Source organism: Komarekiella delphini-convector SJRDD-AB1, assembly GCF_014831675.1.
Taxonomy (GTDB): Bacteria; Cyanobacteriota; Cyanobacteriia; order Cyanobacteriales; family Nostocaceae; genus Komarekiella.
The window spans coordinates 165,653-185,502 of sequence record NZ_VJXY01000006.1 but is presented as its reverse complement, the minus strand read 5'-3'; the positions used below and the strand labels follow the sequence as shown (position 1 = coordinate 185,502).

Here is a 19,850-nt window from a genome sequence, read left to right as displayed (position 1 = left end):
AGCACAACTTTTAATGTTTTGTAATGACGTATCCTACTGAAACTCTTACCCACTCAGATATTTGGGCAGCTACCGCTGATTTAACTACCCTGCGCCACAAGTTACTAGATTTATTTTGCCAACTTGCTTATCAAGAGGGTGATTTTGTCCTCTCTTCTGGGCTGCGTAGCTCTTATTACGTCAACAAGACGCAAGTAACACTCCATCCCCAAGGTGCTTTGGCAGTTGGACGGTTGCTGTTCCCTCTGCTATCTGTAGATACCCAGGCAGTTGGGGGTTTAACACTGGGAGCTGACCCAATGGTGACAGCAGTGAGTGTGGTTTCTGTCTATGAAAACCGACCAATACCAGCGCTGATTATTCGTAAAGAAGCCAAGGGGTATGGAACGAAGGCTTATATTGAAGGGCCTATTTTGCCAGAAGGTGCGAAAGTGGTGGTGTTGGAAGATGTCGTCACTACTGGACAATCTGCTTTGAAAGCAGTTGAACGGCTTAAAGCGGCAGGTTATACCGTAAATCAAGTAATTGCACTGGTAGATCGCCAGCAAGGGGGAGCAGAGTTGTACCAGTCAGCTGGTTTGAAATTTGAAGCTTTGTTTTCGATTGAGGAGATTCAACAACGGTATCAGCAGATTAAGTAATTTTTTTAAACGCAAAGGAACACAGAGGTAAGCGCAGAGTAACGCAGAGGAACTTTTAGCGAACCTTTGCGATTTCCTCAGCATGCCTCTGCGTTTAAAAGGCAGTTAACCTTGAGGCACTTTTTCTTTCGCCAAGAACTTCTCTAGTTCTGTCAGCGCATCAGCATCAACTTTGGTTTGCATCGGGCAAAACTTAGGCCCACACATGGAACAAAACTCAGCCGTTTTGTAAATGTCTGCTGGCAGGGTTTCGTCATGATATTCCTTGGCTCTTTCTGGGTCAAGGGATAATTCAAACTGACGGTTCCAGTCGAAATTATAACGAGCGCGTGAAAGTTCATCGTCTCTGTCTCTTGCTCCAGGGCGATGTCTAGCAATATCTGCTGCATGAGCTGCTATTTTGTAGGCAATCAACCCATTTCGTACATCTTCGGCATTGGGTAGTCCTAAATGTTCTTTTGGTGTGACATAGCATAGCATTGCTGTACCGTACCATCCAGCCATCGCTGCCCCGATCGCTGAAGTGATATGGTCATAACCGGGAGCAATATCTGTCACCAATGGCCCCAACACGTAGAAAGGTGCTTCAGAACACTCTTCCATTTGTTTGCGGACATTGAACTCAATTTGATCCATTGGAACGTGTCCGGGCCCTTCTACCATAACTTGTACGTCATGTTCCCAGGCTTTGCGAGTTAGCTTTCCGAGGGTTTTAAGTTCAGCTAATTGTGCTTCGTCTGAAGCGTCGTGTGTACAGCCAGGACGCAGGGAATCCCCTAAACTGAAGGAGACATCGTACTTTTTGAAAATCTCAATGATGTCTTGGAAGTGGGTGTAAAGCGGGTTTTGTTTGTGATGATGTAGCATCCACCGCGCTAAAATACCGCCGCCACGAGAGACAATACCAGTGATGCGGTTTCTCACTAAGGGTAAATGCTCAATCAAAATCCCGGCGTGGATAGTTTGATAGTCTACTCCTTGCTGGGCGTGTTTTTCGATGACATGGAGAAAGTCATCAGCCGTCAGGTTTTCGATTGTGCCGTGGACGCTTTCTAAGGCTTGGTAAACTGGAACTGTGCCAATGGGAACAGACGAAGCCTTGATAATTGCAGTACGGATTTCATCTAAGTTACCGCCACCTGTGGACAAGTCCATGACGGTATCAGCACCGTACTTCACCGACAGTATCAGCTTATCTACCTCTTCTTGAAGATTGGAAGAGTTGGGTGAAGCGCCGATATTAGCATTTACCTTACATTTGGAGGCGATGCCAATGCACATCGGCTCTAGGTTAGTGTGATTAATATTAGCAGGGATAATCATTCGTCCCCGCGCTACTTCCTCACGAATGAGATCAGCGGGAAGATTTTCCCGCTGGGCGACATGGTGCATTTCTTCGGTGATGACACCTTGGCGAGCATAGTGCATTTGAGATACATTGCTCTGCCCACGACGCTTAGCAACCCATTCTATCCGCATATTAAAATCCTCAATAAACAGCTTCCCTCCGCTGGTATTACCCAGACTCAGGTGTTAAGGGTGTGATCTCAGCCTGATTGTGTAGGCACCCCTAGCATGGTTGTTGATTGTACCACCTTGGATGTGGCTGCAAGCAAAGGTGTTAACAATTCCTTGAGGTGAAGGCGGTGGGTGTTAAGCAGTTTTTTCGGAGTCTTGCGTAGGCGCAGCCCGTCGTAGACATCGCTGCTTCTGTTGAATAATGTCTAATATTGCTTTGTGGATTTCTTCTGGGGTCATGGAAGCGGGATAAGTCCCAGAGGGTGGTTTTGCTGTTAAACGATCCACAAGTGCGTAAAAAGCTTCTTGATCATCTTGGTGTGCAATAACGTAGGCGCATAATTCTGCCTTGGTCATAGCATCAAAGTTTGGTTTGCTCATGGATATTCCCAGTTGCCATCACGACTAATCAGAATTTTTATATCTTCTCCAGCCAAGATAAATATTTTTCCAGTGCGCTCATCCAGACGCACCATGTAAATTGGTTTGTAGACAGTCGTCAATAATTGACACAGGTAGACACATTTTAGGGCTTGTGCTGCTGTAGGAAGAATAGCTGTGCCTTTGATATAAAAGCTGATCTATATTTTAGAGTAATTTAATGGAGCAAAAGCGATACATACAATCACGTTAGTCAGTGGTCATCCAGCAGGGACTAAAATTTTACTGTTGGTAGCTAAGGTTTTTGATGCACTGCCATCTAAGTTCATTGTTTCGTAACAGCCGAGCGCTTTCATCGCTTCTGCTAGTTGCTGTAAAGTTAGCCTACTATCAAATTTATTATGATGCCTAGTCTGCATTGGCTAGTTAGTTGTCAGTTGTTTGTTTCTTGCTACTGACAAATGACTAATCACTATAGATATATTATTTTTCATAAACCCTACGGTGTTCTCAGCCAGTTTACACAGGAATCACCCAAACATAGCACTCTGAAAGATTATATCGATGTGCCTGATGTTTATCCTGTGGGACGTTTGGACTGGGACAGTGAAGGGTTCTTGTTGTTGACGAACGACGGACAATTGCAACATCGCCTTGCTCATCCGCGGTTTGGGCATGAACGTACTTACTGGGTGCAAGTAGAGCGTATTCCTGATGCAGATGCTATAAACAAGTTGCAAACAGGTGTGGAAATTCAAGATTACCGCACTCTACCAGCAAAAGTGAGGCTATTGTTACAAGAACCACTAGTATGCGATCGCAATCCGCCAATTAGATTTCGCAAAAATGTACCGACAGCTTGGCTGGAAATGGCTTTAACAGAGGGAAAAAACCGCCAGGTGCGGCGAATGACTGCGGCTGTGGGTTTTCCAACATTGCGATTGATCAGGGTGAGCATCGTCCACCTACAACTAGATGGATTACAGCCTGGTCAATGGCGTGACCTTACATCATCTGAACTCAAATCGCTGCATAATTCCCCTAAAGCACATAAAAGCAATTCTAAATTACTAAAGTTCTGATTGCTAAAAGCCAGCAGTGAGATTTGCCTACACAGTCGGCTTCTCAACAGGGCTACGCCAACGATACTCAGCACTACTGAAATAAGTGTTTAGCGAATGACACAATTTAAGTCAAAAGCAGTATGATGTTATTTTTTTATTCCTACCTAGTAAAAATCAGCGCTTGTGTGCAAGTTGAAGTTTTATGAGCCGTAATCAGCAATCGATCTGGTATCACAATCGCCAACAACAAGATATTTTATCTACAATACCTAAACGCCTAGAACTTGTGCCTGAACGAGCTACCGATTCAGAACTTTGCACAATAGAAACCTTGCGTAATACTCAAGAGGAACTTCAGTGGTATCGTAGGCTTTATGAAAATATCCCCTCTATTTACTTTAGTCTAGATGCGACAGGGATAATTTTGTCTGTAAACAACTTTGGTGCAAATTGTCTTGGTTACACTTCTGAACAATTGCTCAATAAACCTATTTTTAATTTGTTTGATCAATCAGATCAACAAAAGCTTTCTGATGCATTTATAAATTTATTTAACGCTTTGCCCAATAGTGAAGTTGCTAATTGGGAATTTCGCTTGAATTGCCCAGCCAGCAAGATTGTCTGGGTAAGAATCGTGATGCGAATATTGCCTACTGGCGAGGGACATTATAAAAATCCAGTCATTCTTATGGTTTGTGAGGATATCACTGCTCACAAGCAGACGCAAGATGCTTTAAAAGAAAGCAAACAAAGCTTTGATCCTATTACTAAGGCTGCTGACATCACAGAGCACAAATTTCCAGATGCCTTGAAACAGATTCAGGAAGTGGCGCGATCGCAATTAAAGGAAATCAACAGCCTCAACCGCTTAAAGGATGAATTTCTCAGTACAGTTTCCCACGAATTACGCACACCATTAACTAATATGAAAATGGCGATTCAAATGCTAGGAATCGCACTCGATCAAGAGCAAAACTTTTTGTCACAAATGGCAAAGCCACAAGCAGAACGCTCGAAAGCTTCCCGCTATTTTGAAATTTTAGACAACGAGTGTGAGCGAGAAATTAATCTCATTAATAACTTCCTAGATTTGCAACGGCTAGATGCAGGCGCTAAACCCTGGGTACTGGAAACAATTCAAGTACAGGAATGGCTTTGGCGGGTGCTAGAGATGTTTAAAGCACGAAAGCGCAACTCCCATCAGCAAAATTTCCACCTCCAGGTGGCTCCTAATCTTCCTCTACTTGCGTGCGATCCATTTAGTCTAGAACGTATCTTGATAGAACTACTCACCAATGCTTGCAAATTCAGCCCCCCAAATGCAGAAATCACCGTGATTGCTCAACTAAAATCTCAAAACATCCAATTCCAAGTGATTAATTCTGGCGTTGAAATTCCTGCCGTTGAATTATTACGCATTTTCGGGAAATTTTACCGCATTCCCAGTAATGATCCTTGGAAGCAGGGTGGCACAGGATTAGGGTTAGCACTAGTACAAAAACTCATCAAACACATGGGAGGAACAATTAAGGTTGAAAGTGGGTCAAACCGTACCTGTTTTATTATCCAACTAGCAATGAACTGAAAGGTGAGGCACACAAGAGGAGGGGGAGATGGAAAGACAAGGGGAAAGGAATAATTTAAAACAGTGAACAGTCAACAGTCAACAGTCAACAGTCAACAGTCAACAGTAAACAGTAAACAGTAAACAGTGGTCAGAAAAAACTGATGACTGACTGAATAACTGTCAAACAATACCTACCACCAATTGGTGGGGGACTTAAACCCAAGGATAAACACCTCATTCTTGACTGATAACTGTTAAAAATCGCCCACTCATTTAAAATACATAGGACTTACGCAAAAATCGCCCAAAAGCTTAATTTATCGTTCGCGTAGCGTGCCGGAGGCATACCGCCAAGACGCCTTCTCTACGAGAGGCTTCCGCCAACGCGAAGCCTCTCGTAGAGAAGAAGTCGTAGAGTGTGCGTAAGTCCTAATACAAAATTACTCCCCCTTCCCATACTTCTGTGTTCTCGCATTTGTGAGGAATTAAATGCCAATATCTGAAATATTTAGCTAATATGCGTCACAATTAATACTGCCACCAAAATTCACTGGTGAAACCACAATCTCTTGTAGGTCTGATGTAGGCAGGGGTAGCCAATTGTGGCACTTTGGATCTTAGTGGCTAAAAGCACTTTGGAACGGGAATTAAGGAACTTCCACTATGCTGATTTGCCCTCAGTGTAAATTTGAAAACCCCAATACAAACAAATTTTGTCAAAACTGTGGTACGTCTCTGACTCACAAAGTTTGTCCTGAATGCAGTACTGAAGTACCCGTAGATGCACAAAGTTGTCAAAACTGCGGCGCGGAGTGCGGAACAGTGTGGTGGGCAATTATTGCCAAGAAAGCTTTGGGAGGGAGGGAAGTAGGGGGAGCAGGGGAAGCAGGGGGAGAAAATCCTAGCTTATCCCTCTCATCTTCTCTTCCTCCTAACCCCTTTTCTGAACTCTTGGTTGGCTCCTATTTAGACCCTCAGCAGCGCTATCAATTGTTAGATCCGCCGTTGAGCCAAAAGGAAATTGCAACCCCTACTGAAGTGTGTGTGCGAGTTTTAGATTGTCAACCGTATCAAATATCACTCATTGAGGCAATGCTAGGAAATCAGCAACAGGGAGTGATAGCACTATCAGAGGGAGCAAACGAAATACCTAGCCTTGCTAAACTTTATATTGACTTACAATCTCAAACTCATCCAGAAATACCGCTAATTCACGATGCTTGGCAGCAGGGTGATACCCAGGTGGTATTAATTGAAGACCGCTCGAATTGGCAGTATTTACTTGATCTGTGGCAAGAAGAGTCAACGAGTTTATTACAGCTTTTACACTGGTGTTATCAGATGACTCAACTCTGGGTACTACTGGAACCAGTGGGTTGTCGTCAAAGTCTTTTGGATTTATCGAATTTACGCTTGGATGAAGACCAAACACTAGCGATTAGACAGTTATATCTGGAACCATGGAATTCTCAGCCTGCTACTGAATCACCAGAAGATACAGAAGCCCAACAAGAACCGCCGTTAACAATCCAAGCTTTGGGGCGGGTTTGGCAGGCACTATTTAGACAGTCTCAACGCACTCAATTTGGTTCTGTAGTCCAGATGTTGGGGGATTTGGAACTGGGTAATATTAAGACGATCGCACAGTTGCGATCGCGTTTGGAGGCAATTTCCTCAGAATTAGAAGCATCCGATGCAATACCTGCAACACAACAGAAACATCCTACTGCGCCTACAATCATGCAATTAGATGAGCCAGAAGATATCAATGCCAGAACTGATGAGCTGCCAACAATCGTGCTTGCAATGCAATTAAGCAGCTTGGAGGACGCAGGACGTACAGATGTAGGGCGACAACGTGATCATAATGAAGACTACTTTGGTATTGAAACTAAAATTCACAAGCTAGAATTTCCCAAAAGCCGCATCCTCCAAGCACAGGGTTTATATATTCTCTGCGATGGTATGGGTGGACACGCCGGTGGCGAGATAGCTAGTGAGTTAGCAGTCAACACCCTGCGGCAATATTTTCAACAACACTGGATTACTAACCAACTGCCAACAGAACATAGCATTCGTGAAGCAGTTTATTTAGCTAATGAAGCAATTTACGAACTCAATCAACAAGATGCTCGTTCTGGAGTCGGGCGCATGGGTACAACTCTAGTGATGCTGTTAATTCAAGGCAATCAAGCAGCAGTTGCTCATGTGGGAGATAGCCGCCTCTACTGCCTGACGCGCAAGCAAGGACTAGAACAAATCACTGTAGATCACGAAGTTGGTCAACGAGAAATAGCCAGAGGAGTTGAAGAGAGCATAGCTTATGCCCGCCCGGATGCCTACCAACTTACCCAAGCCTTGGGCCCCCGTGATAAACACTCGATTAATCCCGATGTGGAGTTTTTTGAGATAAATGAAGATACCATTCTGCTTTTGGTATCCGATGGTCTATCAGATAATAATTTGCTAGAAACCCATTGGCAGACTCACTTAGAACCCTTGCTTAGTTCTGGCGCAAACCTAGAGCGAGGCGTCACAGACTTAATTGATTTGGCAAACCAATACAATGGTCATGACAATATTACTGGTATACTGATCCGGGCAAAAGTGCGCCCAAATCTGGAAAGTTAGTAATGAGGGAACTAGGACTGGGGAAAGTTTTCCTAATGCCTAATACCTCATCCTAATCCCTAGTCCCCAATCGTCAATTCCTATCCTTTTACCTTTTAGGTCGTATTGTGGTTACTCTAACACTGTTGGAACCGCAACAAAAAACGCCGCTTAAGCAGTGGTGCTTTGAAAATTCCTCTGTGATTCGGATTGGCCGAGCAGCGGATAATCACGTTGTTTTGACTGATAATTTGGTTTCTCGGCATCATTTAGAACTTAAGCGAGTCAGTTCTGTTAGCAATGGCGTTTCTTGGAAGGTAACTAGTACAGGTACAAATGGGACTTTTCTCAATGGCGTGCTTGTTACTCAAAGTCCGCTACCAGATAATTCTCTCCTGCAACTGGCACAAGGAGGCCCAATATTACAATTCCAACAGCAGGTAACAAAATCAAATACTTGGTCGCGATCGCCAGATATTCAAGAGACAGTGGAAAATGCTACTGCAACACTCTCTTCAAAGAATAACCTTGCAAGCACTTGCACGCACGAGGGAAACTCTGCAAACAATTTGTTTTGTATCCATTGTGGTCAACCCCTGTCTGTACAACAGACGATTCGCTACTATCAGGTGTTGCGAACCCTGGGACAAGGGGGTATGGGTACTACGTATCTTGCTTGGGATGCAGCAGGTTTAATTGCGGGTATCCCTCAACTGCTGGTGTTGAAGCAGATGAATGCTGATATGGTTAGGATTGCCAAAGCTCAAGAGTTATTTGAACGCGAGGCGCACACTCTCAAATCCCTTAACCATCCTGGAATTCCTAAGTATTATGACTTTTTTGTAGAAGACGGAAAAAAATACTTGGCAATGGAGTTAATCCACGGACAAGATTTAGAAAAACGTGTCTATACGACTGGGCCAGTGACGCCAAACCAAGCGATCGCCTGGATGATTCAAACTTGTGATATCTTAGACTATCTTCATAGCCAAGAACCTCCATTAATTCACCGCGATATCAAACCCGCAAACTTAATGGTGCGGAATTTTAATAATCGTATAGTAGTACTGGATTTTGGCGCTGTTAAGGAAATTGGTACGGCACCTGGAACTCGTATTGGTGCAGAAGGTTACTGTGCTCCCGAACAAGAACGGGGACAGCCTTTGACTCAATCTGATTTATATGCGATTGGGCCAACGTTAATTTTTCTGCTCACTGGCGAAAACCCTTTTAAGTACTATCGCCAACGGGGACGAAATTTCAAATTTGATGTGGCAAAGGTTCCGACTATTAGTTCCCAATTAAGAGATATTATTGACAAAGTTACAGAACCACTGCCACGCGATCGCTATCAAACTGCAAAGCATTTGGCTGCTGCGTTAGCTGCTTGCCAATAAAGAGCGATGAGGGAGCAGGGGAAGCAATTATTACTCTTCCTTATCCCCCTCATCTCCAGTTTTTATTCTTCATCCCAAGCTTCTACAGCTAGCAATTCGCTAATTGGATCTTGCATACTAAACCCAAAGTCTTGCAGTTCTTGTTTCCAGTGCTGCCACTCATTGCCGTAGAGTAAGGCAATTTTCCAGATACTATCAGTTTGCTTGATAATATTCGATTCCACGAGTGATTGCACGTTACGCTGCAATTTCACCATTGGGTGAATCACTTGCTGAGTCATAACCTCGATTGAATTCAGATTTTGTTTGGTAAATACTTAATCAAAACTGCTTTCCGTTTTGCAATTGTTGCCGGCCCGTAGAGTGCTGTATTTTGGTAAAGCTAGTCTTAACTTTTTAACTATACCATAACAAACTCTATTAATTTGCTCTTAATTTCGGTTTTGTACGGTAATCACCACCAGAAAACTTAAATTTTGCAAAGCAGTTCTCATGCAACACCTTTCGGTTAAGAAGGAAAGGGAAAAGGGGAAAGGCTGAAATCTACTCCTTACGCCTTAACCTTTACACAACTCAAAAAAGAGATAAGAAGTGCTTATAAGGGAAAGTATAAGTTCTCATGGACGCCAAGCGAAAAAATCTAGCCATCCGGGAACTTGCACCAGTAGCGCAGCCAAATACGACTGATAAACTTATATTTGTTTTAGTCACAATATGTCTGCTTATTGAAAAATCTATGCAATACGGGCTATTTTGAATGTTTTTGGCTAACGGTGAAATTTGCAATTGATTTTAAACTTTTTATTTTTATTAAAATGTTCTTTAGATTATCGCAAACATCGGGAATTAGACAAATTCAAAGCAAAACTTTATATATTTTTAATACTTTACCTGAAGAATAAATCTTGTAGAAAACACGTAGGAAGGGATTTTCTCAAAGAAAAAGCCTTGGTAGGATGGGGGCGATGGGCTACGCCCCGCCGGAGGCGATCGCATGACAAAGATATTGGTGCATCATTGCATTACCATAAAGCTTTCTTATATTCAGAATTAGTTTTTTGAATTTTGTGTAAAAAATTTGCAGCCAAGATGATAGTTTCTGTTGAGCGGGTGGGTATCCTCAGAACGGGAGGCTAGCTGTTACCTAAGTATTTACCACAGCAGCTATTGAGACATGCCTAATCCGGGGGAAGAATACTTAATTTCCCGCAAAAAGCAGATTGAGCGGCGAAAAAAGTTTTTAACAATAGTCTCGATAATATCGTTCCTTGGTTCTACGGTGTTTGCAGTAATTCCTGCAATCCAACAAGCTAGCCAACCTAAGTCAGCAATTGCATCTCCTTCTGCTGAGTCAGCATTACAGCAACAGGCGCGAGGTTACGAGCTAGTTTTACAGCGGGAACCAGAAAACCGAACAGCATTGGAGAAACTATCTTTGCTGCGGCTGCAATTGAAAGATGCTAAAGGTGCGATGGAACTTTTAGAGAAGCTGGTGAAGTTGCACCCGAATCGACAAGATTACAAAGTTGTATTGGAGCAGATTAAGAAGCAAGAGAGTAAGAGCGATCGGTAGACAAATAGCCAAAAAAAACTTCACTGATATTGTCTAATTAGACTATTTAACTAAAATTATCATCACTAAATTAAGTGTTGAACATTTATAGGAGCGAAGTTAGTAAAAATGACATTTATTTCTTATGCCCAAAATTTTGAAGATGTTTTACTTAATAGAGTATTTAAACATAAAACAAAGGGGTTTTATATTGATGTAGGAGCTTTGCATCCAACTTTTTGTTCAGTAACCAAAGCTTTTTATGATCTTGGATGGTCAGGAATAAATATAGAACCAATAAAAGAATGCCATAACTTATTTGAGCAAGAGCGTCCGAGAGATATTAATCTGAATGTTGCTCTAAGTAATTCAGAAGGGTATCTAGAGTTTTTTCAAATAGTAGGACAACCTGGTAACTCTACTTTAAATAAAGAAATAGCTTATAAACTTGCCAAGGATAAAGGTTTAGATATTTCTCAATATACTGTTTTCGTTAAAACTTTAGCAGAAGTATGTAGAGAATATGTGAATCAAAAAATTGATTTTCTCAAAATTGATGTTGAAGGAGTAGAAGATCAAGTTGTTTTAGGTGGTAATTGGGAGAGATTTAGACCAACAATATTAGTAATAGAAACTACTTTACCAGGTACGAACGTTCGCTGTGAAAAGAATATTCCTATTTTTTTAATGGGAAAAGGTTATCAAAAAGTTTTTTTTGATGGAATTAATGATTATTATGTATCTGAAGAATCAGGCAGCTTAGCAAATTATTTCTCTTTTCCTGTTAATGCTTTAGATGATTATATAGATTCCAGATTGATCGAAAAACAAATAGCAGAGAGGGTAATACAACTAAGTAGTCAAAATAATATAGATACACATTTTGAAAGATTAATTACATCTGAGTCTAGAAAAATAACAACAATATATGAATCTTTAAATAGACAATATTATTTACCAGTTGTAAATAACAGAAGGCAAATAAAAATAGCCTTAGATATTGCTGTACTAGGTTTAGGAACTATGTTTGAAACTGCCAAAACAGGAGTTTTTAGAGTAACAGAGTATCTTTTAAAAGGACTAATAAAATATCCTCAGTATCAGATTTATTTATGTACAAGTATTCATGATTTATTTGATGCTTGTCAAAGTTATATAAATCAAAATTTTGAATATAAAAATCTTCCTTTACTTCACTTATCAGAACTCAAATATCAAAATATAGATATTTATCAATCTACACATTATCCACTGCCCAATAATATTTACTTTGCTACCAGAATTGTCACTGTTTGTGATTTAATTCCTATTCTTTTTCCAGAGTATTTTACTCATAATTCACAGCACTTAGTTATAAATACTATAGATCAAATAGATAAGAATGATTTTGTATGCTGTATTTCTGAATCAACAAAACAAGATATTTGTAAATATCAACCAAATCTTGATGAAAAGCAAGTATTTGTTACATATTTAGCGGCTGATCAAGAAAAATTTTATCCTTGCGATGATCAGAAATTAATTATCAAAACGAAACAAAAATATGAAATACCAGACCAACCTTATCTCTTAACTTTATCAACCCTAGAGCCAAGAAAAAATATAGCTCATGTTATCCGTTGTTTTTTGACACTAATTAAAAAACAGCATATTGATGATCTTAATCTAGTATTGATAGGTACAAAAGGATGGCAATATGAAGAAATTTTTGCGGAAATAGATCGAGCTAAAGAATTAGAAAACAGAATTATTATTACTGGTTATCTTCCCGATGAAGATTTAGCTCCTCTGTATTCAGGAGCATTAGCATTCATGTACGTATCTTTATATGAAGGTTTTGGCTTACCACCATTAGAAGCCATGCAATGTGGAACTCCAGTAATAACCTCTAACACTTCTTCCTTACCTGAAGTGGTTGAAGATGCCGGAATTATGCTTGATCCTCATGATGCAATAGGGCTTTGTGATGCCATATTTAAACTATATTGTGAACCCGAATATCGAGAAAAATTAGCTAAAAAATCTGTTCAACAGGCTCAAAAGTTTACTTGGGATAAATATGTTAAAGAAACTATAAAAATTTACGAGTTAGCTAAAGAAAAAGCAAAAAGTTTACCTCATCGTAATATTTTAATTGATAGTGTATTTTTCCAACTCAATACAACTGGGATTGCTCGTGTCTGGACATCCTTACTAAAAGAATGGGTTAATAATGGCTTTGCTAAGCATATTGTTGTGCTTGACCGCGCTGGAACTGCTCCCAAAATCTCTGGTATTAAGTATCGCGCTGTACCACTTTACGACTACAAAAACACTGATGCTGACCGGGAAATGCTACAGCAAGTGTGTGATGAAGAGGGTGCAGAGGTGTTTATCTCTTCTTACTACACAACACCGACTACAACACCTTCTGTTTTCATAGCTTATGACATGATTCCAGAAGTTATGGGATGGGATATTAATAGCCCTATGTGGCGAGAAAAACATCAGGCTATTCAAAACGCATCTCAGTACATAACAATTTCAGAACATACGGCGCGTGATTTAGTAAGCTGCTTTCCTGAAATAAGCAGAGAGTCTATAACTGTAGCTCATTGTGGAGTTGAAAGCGCTTTTTCACCTGCAAATATTGAAGAAATTAACAATTTTAAAATCAAGTATGGTATTACAAAACCATATTTTATTTTAGTAGGTATCGAAAATAATTATAAAAATAGTGTTTTGTTCTTTCAGGCTTTTTCTCAACTTGTTAGTAGTTCTGGCTTTGATATTGTTTGTACAGGCAATAGAGCCACATTAGCACCTGAGTTTAGAGCCTATACATTAGGCAGTGTTGTTCATATTCTCCCACTCAGCGATGAGGAATTAGTCACTGCTTATTCAGGTGCAGTAGCACTGGCTTATCCTTCCAAATATGAAGGCTTTGGTTTGCCTATAGTAGAGGCAATGGCTTGTGGTTGTCCTGTAATCACTTGTCCTAATGCTTCAATACCAGAAGTAGCGGGAGAAGCAGCAATCTATGTGAATGCTGATGATGTCGATGCACTAGCAAACGCACTCTTTGAGGTGCAAAAACCTGGTGTTCGCAATTCGTTAATTGCCGCAGGTTTGGCACAAGCTAAAAAGTTTTCTTGGTCAACAATGGCCCGTAATGTAAGTGCTGCTCTAATTAATACTACTATTTTACATTTAAACCTTAAAGAGACTAATTTAATTATTTTTCCTGATTGGTCACAACCAGAAGAATTAATCAGCTTAGATTTAGAAAGAGTAATTAAAACATTAGCAGAATATTCAGACAGTCAAAAGACTACACTACTTATTGATACAAGTGATATTTCTAGCGAGGATGCTGCAATCTTTTTATCTGGTCTGACGATGAATTTGCTGTTACAAGAAGATATAGACCTTAATGAAGGATTAGAAATCTCTTTGGTAGGAAATTTAGCTGATATTCAATGGACAGCTTTGCTACCTCGTATCAGTGCAAGAATTATTTTGGAATACGAAAATAAACAAGCAGTAATAAATTGGCAACAAATGCATGAGAATGCAAATCACTTCAATGGGCTAATAGAACAATGTGAAATCAAAACGTTCATACGAAATTATCAGTTAAACAATAACCTATATAGTTTAGTAGCCAAATATCAACAAGAAAATTCCGACATATCTGTATTAAAAGAATTACGCTTATTGAGAAAACAGATTGCTGAATCGTGGTTAGATAAAGAAGAAAATTTACTTGAAAAACTATACTTGTCTAAATTTGGTGAGGCTCATCAAGCATTACTAAATAGTAGTATACAGAATGAATCACTCATAGAAACTGAACAAAGCTTTGTAACTGGTATATTAGCAATAGTCGCTAAGGGATTTAATGAACAAAATGCCATTCAGTATCTCCTAGTAGCAATGCTATATTGCCCTCCTCACCAGTTACCTTTAGTGTATGATCTGACTCAAATTCCTAGCTGGTTACTTAAGGATTATCTCAAATTTACTTTTAAACCTCCCCTTTATTTTAAGGAGATAGGAGAGGCTGATAATTATTATCAATATATTGAGAAATTCATTAATTATCTTCATAGAAACATTATCAGTCATTGTGAGTCTAAATTTTGGCAAGATATTGCTGCCTATTTTACACATACAGCAAATTTTATTCCTTTATATTTTAATAAAGCAAATCTAAAAAATATCTACACAAAACGTGCAGATATCATGAAAACATACTTACAAGAATTTAATAACAGTATTGAATACGAGTTCCCAACCCGCTTGGATGAACGAACAAAAATTAGAGTAGGTATTCTTGCTAGCCATTTTGAACCACAGACAGAAACCTTTGCTGCTTTGTCAGTATATAAACATTTAAATAGAGATGTATTTGAGGTAATTCTCTTTACATTAAATGTAGGTAATCATCGTTTAGAACGATATTGTACGGGTCATGCAGATGCTCTGATTAAACTTCCAACAAACTTAGAAAATCAGGTACAAACTATTCGGGAAGCCGATTTAGATATCCTGTTCATTTCTACCAATGTTACCGCAGTTACCCATCAAATTACCTTGCTTTCCTTGTATCGGCTAGCGCGAATCCAGATGGTTGATGCTAATTCTCCTGTAACAACTGGTATGCCTCATATAGATTACTATATTTCAAGTAAACTTTCTGAAACTGAAGAGAATGCTCAACAACATTATACGGAAAAGCTAATTACGTTAGACAGTTCTCCCCAGTGTTTTGATTTTGGAACCGAAGATAAAATACTTGCTACAACCGCTATTAGCCGAGAAAATTTGGGAATTACTAAAACTACTGTGGTTTATGTTTCAGGAGCTAATTACTACAAAATAATTCCAGAGCAAGAAGTAACTTGGGCAAAGATAATTGCTAGCGTACCTAATTCTGTACTATTACTTTATCCGTTTAATCCAAATTGGTCATCTTCCTATCCTTGTGTTGCTTTTCGTAAGCGCATAATCACTACTTTTGCTAAATATGGTCTTGGCGAGGATAGGTTGCTCATTCTTGACCCAGCAACAAACCGTGCTGATGTTAAAGAACGTTTGAAACTTTGTGATATCTACTTAGATTCTTATCCTTACTCTGGTATGACTTCGCTCATAGACCCGTTGGAAGTAGGTTTACCAACGGTGGTCATGGAAACAGAACCCTCTCGTTCTCGAAAGGGAGCATCACTTTTACGAGAACTCCAAATATTTGATTTAATTACAAACAGTGAAGAAGCTTATATTCAGTCGGCTGTTGCTCTCGGAATTAACTCTGAATTGCGTCAGCAAAAAACAGAGCAAATTAAGCAAAAAATGCATCAAAATCCAACATTTCTTGATAGTCGTTCTCACTCTGCTCAAATGGGAGAACTCTTCCAAGAACTATTCTATAAACATCAGGCGATCGCTCTCAAAGAGCAACTCAATTTAAAAGATATTAACCTAATTATTTTCCCAGACTGGTTACAGCCAGAAGACCTACTATATGAAGATTTAGCAAGTGTTATTTCAACTCTCACTACTCATCCAGATAAAAGTCGTTTAACTCTCCTGATAGATACTCACAACGTTTCTGAAGACGAAGCTGATATGCTTTTATCGTCTTTAACCATGAATTTGCTCATGGAAGGTGATGTAGATATAACTGAGGGGCCAGAAATTTCTTTGCTAGGTAAGATGAGTGATATGCAATGGAAAACTCTTTTATCTCAAATTCATACTCGAATTACTTTAAGAATAGACAATCAACAGGCGATCGCACAAGTCAAAGCAGAAAATCTTCCATTCTGCGATGTAGATAGCTTAATCGTAAATTAGAGATGACGCCTGTCTAATCGTAGCTAAGCTTCCTATGGTGGGTAATAACTTAGCATTTCGCAAAAAAATCCTGTGCCATTCGGTTTAGAAGCCTTTTATAAACAAGTTTGTAGTAAGCACTTGAGTGCTTAAGTTTGTAATTATAAATGAGGACTAAAGTCCTCACTACAAACTTTTGAATTGTTTGTAGTAAGCACTTGAGTGCTTAAAAATATATGTATGAATATCGCAAACTCACAATAGAGCAAAAAGCTGAACTAGTTGAATATCGCCTAAGTCAGGGTTATCCACCACACTCACCACCACATGAAGTAAGAGATAAGCAATTTTACCTGCTAACGGTAGCTTGTTATGAGCACAAGTGTCATATAAACACTGCATCTCGCCGTCAGCAACTCTTAGATATAATATTTAATAAATTTTGTGCCAGTGGAGAGCAACAGAGGAGCGCTGAAGCACTCACTACAAATTTAAGAATATGTGCTTGGGTTATTTTGCCTAATCACTATCATCTACTAGTTCAGGTTGTAAATTTTGATGTATTGAGTGACTTGTTTCGGAGAATACATGGTTTAGTTTCTCGCCAATGGAATATAGAAGACAATGTAACTAAGAGACAAATTTGGTATCGTTGGAGCGATCACGCTATTCGTTCGGAAAGACATTACTATGCAACTATTAACTATATTCATTACAACCCAGTTAAACATGGCTTAGTGAAATCTCCTTATGACTGGGTTGAAAGTAGTGTTCACTGGTATTTACAAGTTTGTGGACGACAATGGCTGCGTGATTGTTGGACTGAATATCCAGTGCGAGATTATGGTAGTGATTGGGATAATTTTTAATGTTCGTAGTAAGGGCTTCAGCCCTTATTAACATCTATTTTGAGGGCTGAAGCCCTCACTACGAGCTTATTTTCCTTCAATATACATTTGCCACATTTGCTCGTAAGCCTTTTCCATCTCACGGGTAAACTGTTTGCCATTCCACAGGGGTGCTGTTTGCCGCGATGCCTTCAGCTTCAAAACGACTTGCTGGCGTAAAGCCTCATCTTTCCCCAAGCGCACACCCCACTCTACATATTCTTGATCTGTCCAGGCAATGCCTTCTGTGATACCCGCATTTATCATCATGGTGTAGCTATTACGCGCCGCAAATTGTTCACCAACTCTCGTTACTAATGGAATGCCCATCCACAATGTTTCTAAGGTTGTTGTCGCTCCGTTGTAGGGAAATGTATCTAGAACAACATCTGCAATGCCTAAATTAGCGCGATGCACTGACTCTTGATGAACTTGGGGTAAAAATCGTAACTGAGAACAATCTACACCTTCTTCTTCGGCAATTTGGTAAAAGAAGCGTTTAATTGCTTCTTCCTGAGAAAGCCCTTTAATCAAAAAGTAGCTATTAGGTACTTGTTTAATAATTTGCATCTGCCACCTTGTTGTTTCTGGATGGCGTTTATATCCTCTTTGTGCGCTGAGATATACAACAGCATCAATAGGAATATTTAAGTCATCGCGGCAGAGAGTTGGTACACCAACCTCAAAACCATCTACTGCTATGTAAGTTTGGGGTAATCGCCAAATTTTCTCTGTATAGTAATCCTGTGCATTATCTGGCAATACATAAGGGTCTGCGATAAAGTAATCAATTGCAGGAATGCCTGATGCATCCCAACCCAGCCAAGTAACTTGTATAGGGGCTGGTTTGAGTGCCATCACTTCACTAGTAATATCTAAAGTGATACTATCAAGGTCAACTAAAATATCAATTTCATCATGATAGATTTTTTCGGCTATTTCTAAGCCGTTCATACCCAATAGATGACATATTCCTGCATGGTTTACATACCATTCTTGCAGAAAATCATTGACTAATTTGTAATTAATAAAATAAGTATGAATATCAAATTTATCTTGGTCATGATGCTGAAATAACCAACGAGCTAACCAACCAACCGAATGGTTTCTTAAAGCATAAGACACATAGCCAATTCTCAACTTTTTAGTTGAGATATTTAAAGTTGATTTATTAATATTTTGAAACTTAAAACTCTTACTCTCAGATTGAGCTATTTCTTTAATATTATTATTAAATATTTGAGCTACTTTATTATGAATTCCTCGAAAATCTACAGGAGAATCTTTAATGTGAGGTATAGCAAAAGATGGTGTCAGCAATCGTAATGTTCTGCCTTCTTCTAAAATAATTGGTTGAGATTCAATAAACTGTTGTTCAATAGTTTCTAACTCTTTACAAGCTGTACATATCTCTGCCCAATATCCTCCTGCTGACATTAGACCTCTCAACAGTAAATGGAGTGCAAAGATTTTATCAGCTAAGCTTTCTGATAGGGAATAACATAACTTAGCTGTCTCTATGCCCTGACAATAATTGCGAGCATCTTGATAAAAAGTCGCTAAATGTCTCAAAATTTCTACATTATTTGGTTCAAGTTGTAAATGTAAGTTAAGTAGAGATGCTGCTAGCTTAGGCTGCTGTAAAGTATGTCCAATTTTCATGGCAGCAGGAAGCAGTATACGGAAGCTTTGATCGGCATCAGGGAAGTAAGGTAAACAAGCCTCTACTAAATCAAGATTTATTGGATGTAAAGGAACGGTATTTAAAATCTTCTGCAAAACTTGCATCAATAATTTGGCGTCAATATCTAAATTTTCTTTTAATTTCAAACTCTCAATTAGTCCCCACTGACTCATCTCCTCAATTTCTTCAAACTTTTCTCGCTTGAGAGAAAGTAGCAGAATTTGAAGTAAATTATTCATTTCATCAGGATTAATCTCTTTCATGTGCTGGCGAATTAACCAAGCTAGAGAATATTCTGCTAGCTTTTCGCGCCGTTCTGCTTCTATTTGCAAAAGTTGAAATAGAACATTTGTCAATTTGGACAAATGTTCTGTATCTGCTTCTGCCATTGGCAGCATCCAAGTCATTTGAGCTTCTGCTTCTTGTCCTTGTAATAGTAACAGCAATCCCAAATGCCAATAATATGAAGTAACATGAGGCTCTTGTTCTATTGCTTGTTCGTATAAATTAGCAGCTTGTGCATAATTCCCTTTAATCAAGCATTGCTCAGCCATCTGCTGCCAGTTATTTACATCGGTAATCATGATTTATTCTCACAGTTAAATAAAAAGTGGGCAGAATACTCTACCCACTTGGGAAAATACGTAATTTAGCTTAATAAAAGCCGTCATGACAAATTAACTTTTTTGTCAAATGTTGTAGGTGAAAGATTGCTCACCTACGAAATCACTT

At 39.4% G+C, this 19,850-nt stretch carries 14 protein-coding genes and 1 riboswitch; of the genes, 8 read left to right on the top strand and 6 right to left on the bottom strand.

Translation table 11 applies throughout. The features are described 5' to 3' along the window. Positions 1-23: 23 nt before the first annotated feature. The gene (gene pyrE, locus FNW02_RS08205) at positions 24-641 is read left to right on the top strand and encodes an orotate phosphoribosyltransferase (RefSeq protein WP_191757050.1); all 618 of its coding nucleotides are present in this window, start codon (positions 24-26) and stop codon (positions 639-641) included. A 105-nt stretch (positions 642-746) separates the two neighbouring features. On the opposite strand, the gene thiC is transcribed toward pyrE, so the two are convergent. The 4 genes from thiC to FNW02_RS08190 all read right to left on the bottom strand — a co-directional run bounded on the left by thiC (position 747) and on the right by FNW02_RS08190 (position 2,959). Beyond that, the gene (gene thiC / locus FNW02_RS08200; RefSeq protein ID WP_191757049.1) at positions 747-2,120 is read right to left on the bottom strand and encodes a phosphomethylpyrimidine synthase; all 1,374 of its coding nucleotides are present in this window, start codon (positions 2,118-2,120) and stop codon (positions 747-749) included. A 6-nt stretch (positions 2,121-2,126) separates the two neighbouring features. Further along, a riboswitch (TPP riboswitch) is annotated at positions 2,127-2,223 on the bottom strand. Positions 2,224-2,294: 71 nt separating this feature from the next. After that, positions 2,295-2,540: a DUF6887 family protein gene (locus tag FNW02_RS08195; RefSeq protein WP_191757048.1), complete on the bottom strand. Its 246-nt coding sequence runs from the start codon at positions 2,538-2,540 to the stop codon at positions 2,295-2,297. Further along, positions 2,537-2,713 carry a DUF6888 family protein gene (locus FNW02_RS39510; RefSeq protein WP_431356800.1) on the bottom strand — a complete coding sequence of 59 codons (177 nt, stop codon included), beginning with the start codon at positions 2,711-2,713 and terminating at the stop codon, positions 2,537-2,539. Before FNW02_RS39510 ends, FNW02_RS08195 begins: the two co-directional genes overlap by 4 nt. Before the next feature lie 87 nt (positions 2,714-2,800). After that, the gene (locus FNW02_RS08190; RefSeq protein WP_191757047.1) at positions 2,801-2,959 is read right to left on the bottom strand and encodes a phosphodiester glycosidase family protein; all 159 of its coding nucleotides are present in this window, start codon (positions 2,957-2,959) and stop codon (positions 2,801-2,803) included. Between the two features lie 42 nt (positions 2,960-3,001). On the opposite strand from FNW02_RS08190, the gene FNW02_RS08185 reads away from it, so the two are divergent. The 4 genes from FNW02_RS08185 to FNW02_RS08170 all read left to right on the top strand — a co-directional run bounded on the left by FNW02_RS08185 (position 3,002) and on the right by FNW02_RS08170 (position 9,178). Then, the gene (locus FNW02_RS08185; protein WP_191757046.1) at positions 3,002-3,622 is read left to right on the top strand and encodes an rRNA large subunit pseudouridine synthase E; all 621 of its coding nucleotides are present in this window, start codon (positions 3,002-3,004) and stop codon (positions 3,620-3,622) included. 184 nt (positions 3,623-3,806) lie between these two features. Beyond that, complete coding sequence (locus FNW02_RS08180) at positions 3,807-5,189, top strand: PAS domain-containing sensor histidine kinase (RefSeq protein ID WP_191757045.1); 1,383 nt, start codon at positions 3,807-3,809, stop codon at positions 5,187-5,189. 645 nt (positions 5,190-5,834) lie between these two features. Beyond that, positions 5,835-7,802, top strand: coding sequence for a serine/threonine phosphatase (locus tag FNW02_RS08175; protein WP_191757044.1), 1,968 nt, complete (start codon positions 5,835-5,837; stop codon positions 7,800-7,802). Between the two features lie 107 nt (positions 7,803-7,909). Continuing rightward, positions 7,910-9,178, top strand: a complete 1,269-nt coding sequence (locus FNW02_RS08170; RefSeq protein WP_191757043.1) for a protein kinase domain-containing protein — start codon at positions 7,910-7,912, stop codon at positions 9,176-9,178. A 62-nt stretch (positions 9,179-9,240) separates the two neighbouring features. Here the strand turns inward: FNW02_RS08170 and FNW02_RS08165 are convergent, their stop codons facing one another. Next, positions 9,241-9,459 (bottom strand): DUF4327 family protein, encoded by a 219-nt coding sequence (locus tag FNW02_RS08165; RefSeq protein WP_191757042.1) that lies wholly within the window; start codon positions 9,457-9,459, stop codon positions 9,241-9,243. Between the two features lie 893 nt (positions 9,460-10,352). Here FNW02_RS08165 and FNW02_RS08155 point away from each other — a divergent pair. From FNW02_RS08155 to FNW02_RS08145, 3 genes are all read left to right on the top strand, one after another. Beyond that, entirely contained in the window at positions 10,353-10,751 is a 399-nt protein-coding gene (locus FNW02_RS08155; protein ID WP_191757040.1) for a tetratricopeptide repeat protein, read from the top strand. Positions 10,752-10,859: 108 nt separating this feature from the next. After that, the gene (locus tag FNW02_RS39895; RefSeq protein ID WP_191757039.1) at positions 10,860-16,568 is read left to right on the top strand and encodes an FkbM family methyltransferase; all 5,709 of its coding nucleotides are present in this window, start codon (positions 10,860-10,862) and stop codon (positions 16,566-16,568) included. A gap of 215 nt (positions 16,569-16,783) precedes the next feature. After that, positions 16,784-17,416 carry an REP-associated tyrosine transposase gene (locus tag FNW02_RS08145; protein WP_191757038.1) on the top strand — a complete coding sequence of 211 codons (633 nt, stop codon included), beginning with the start codon at positions 16,784-16,786 and terminating at the stop codon, positions 17,414-17,416. Positions 17,417-17,482: 66 nt separating this feature from the next. Here the strand turns inward: FNW02_RS08145 and FNW02_RS08140 are convergent, their stop codons facing one another. Continuing rightward, positions 17,483-19,702 carry an O-linked N-acetylglucosamine transferase, SPINDLY family protein gene (locus tag FNW02_RS08140; protein WP_191757037.1) on the bottom strand — a complete coding sequence of 740 codons (2,220 nt, stop codon included), beginning with the start codon at positions 19,700-19,702 and terminating at the stop codon, positions 17,483-17,485. Positions 19,703-19,850 lie beyond the last annotated feature (148 nt).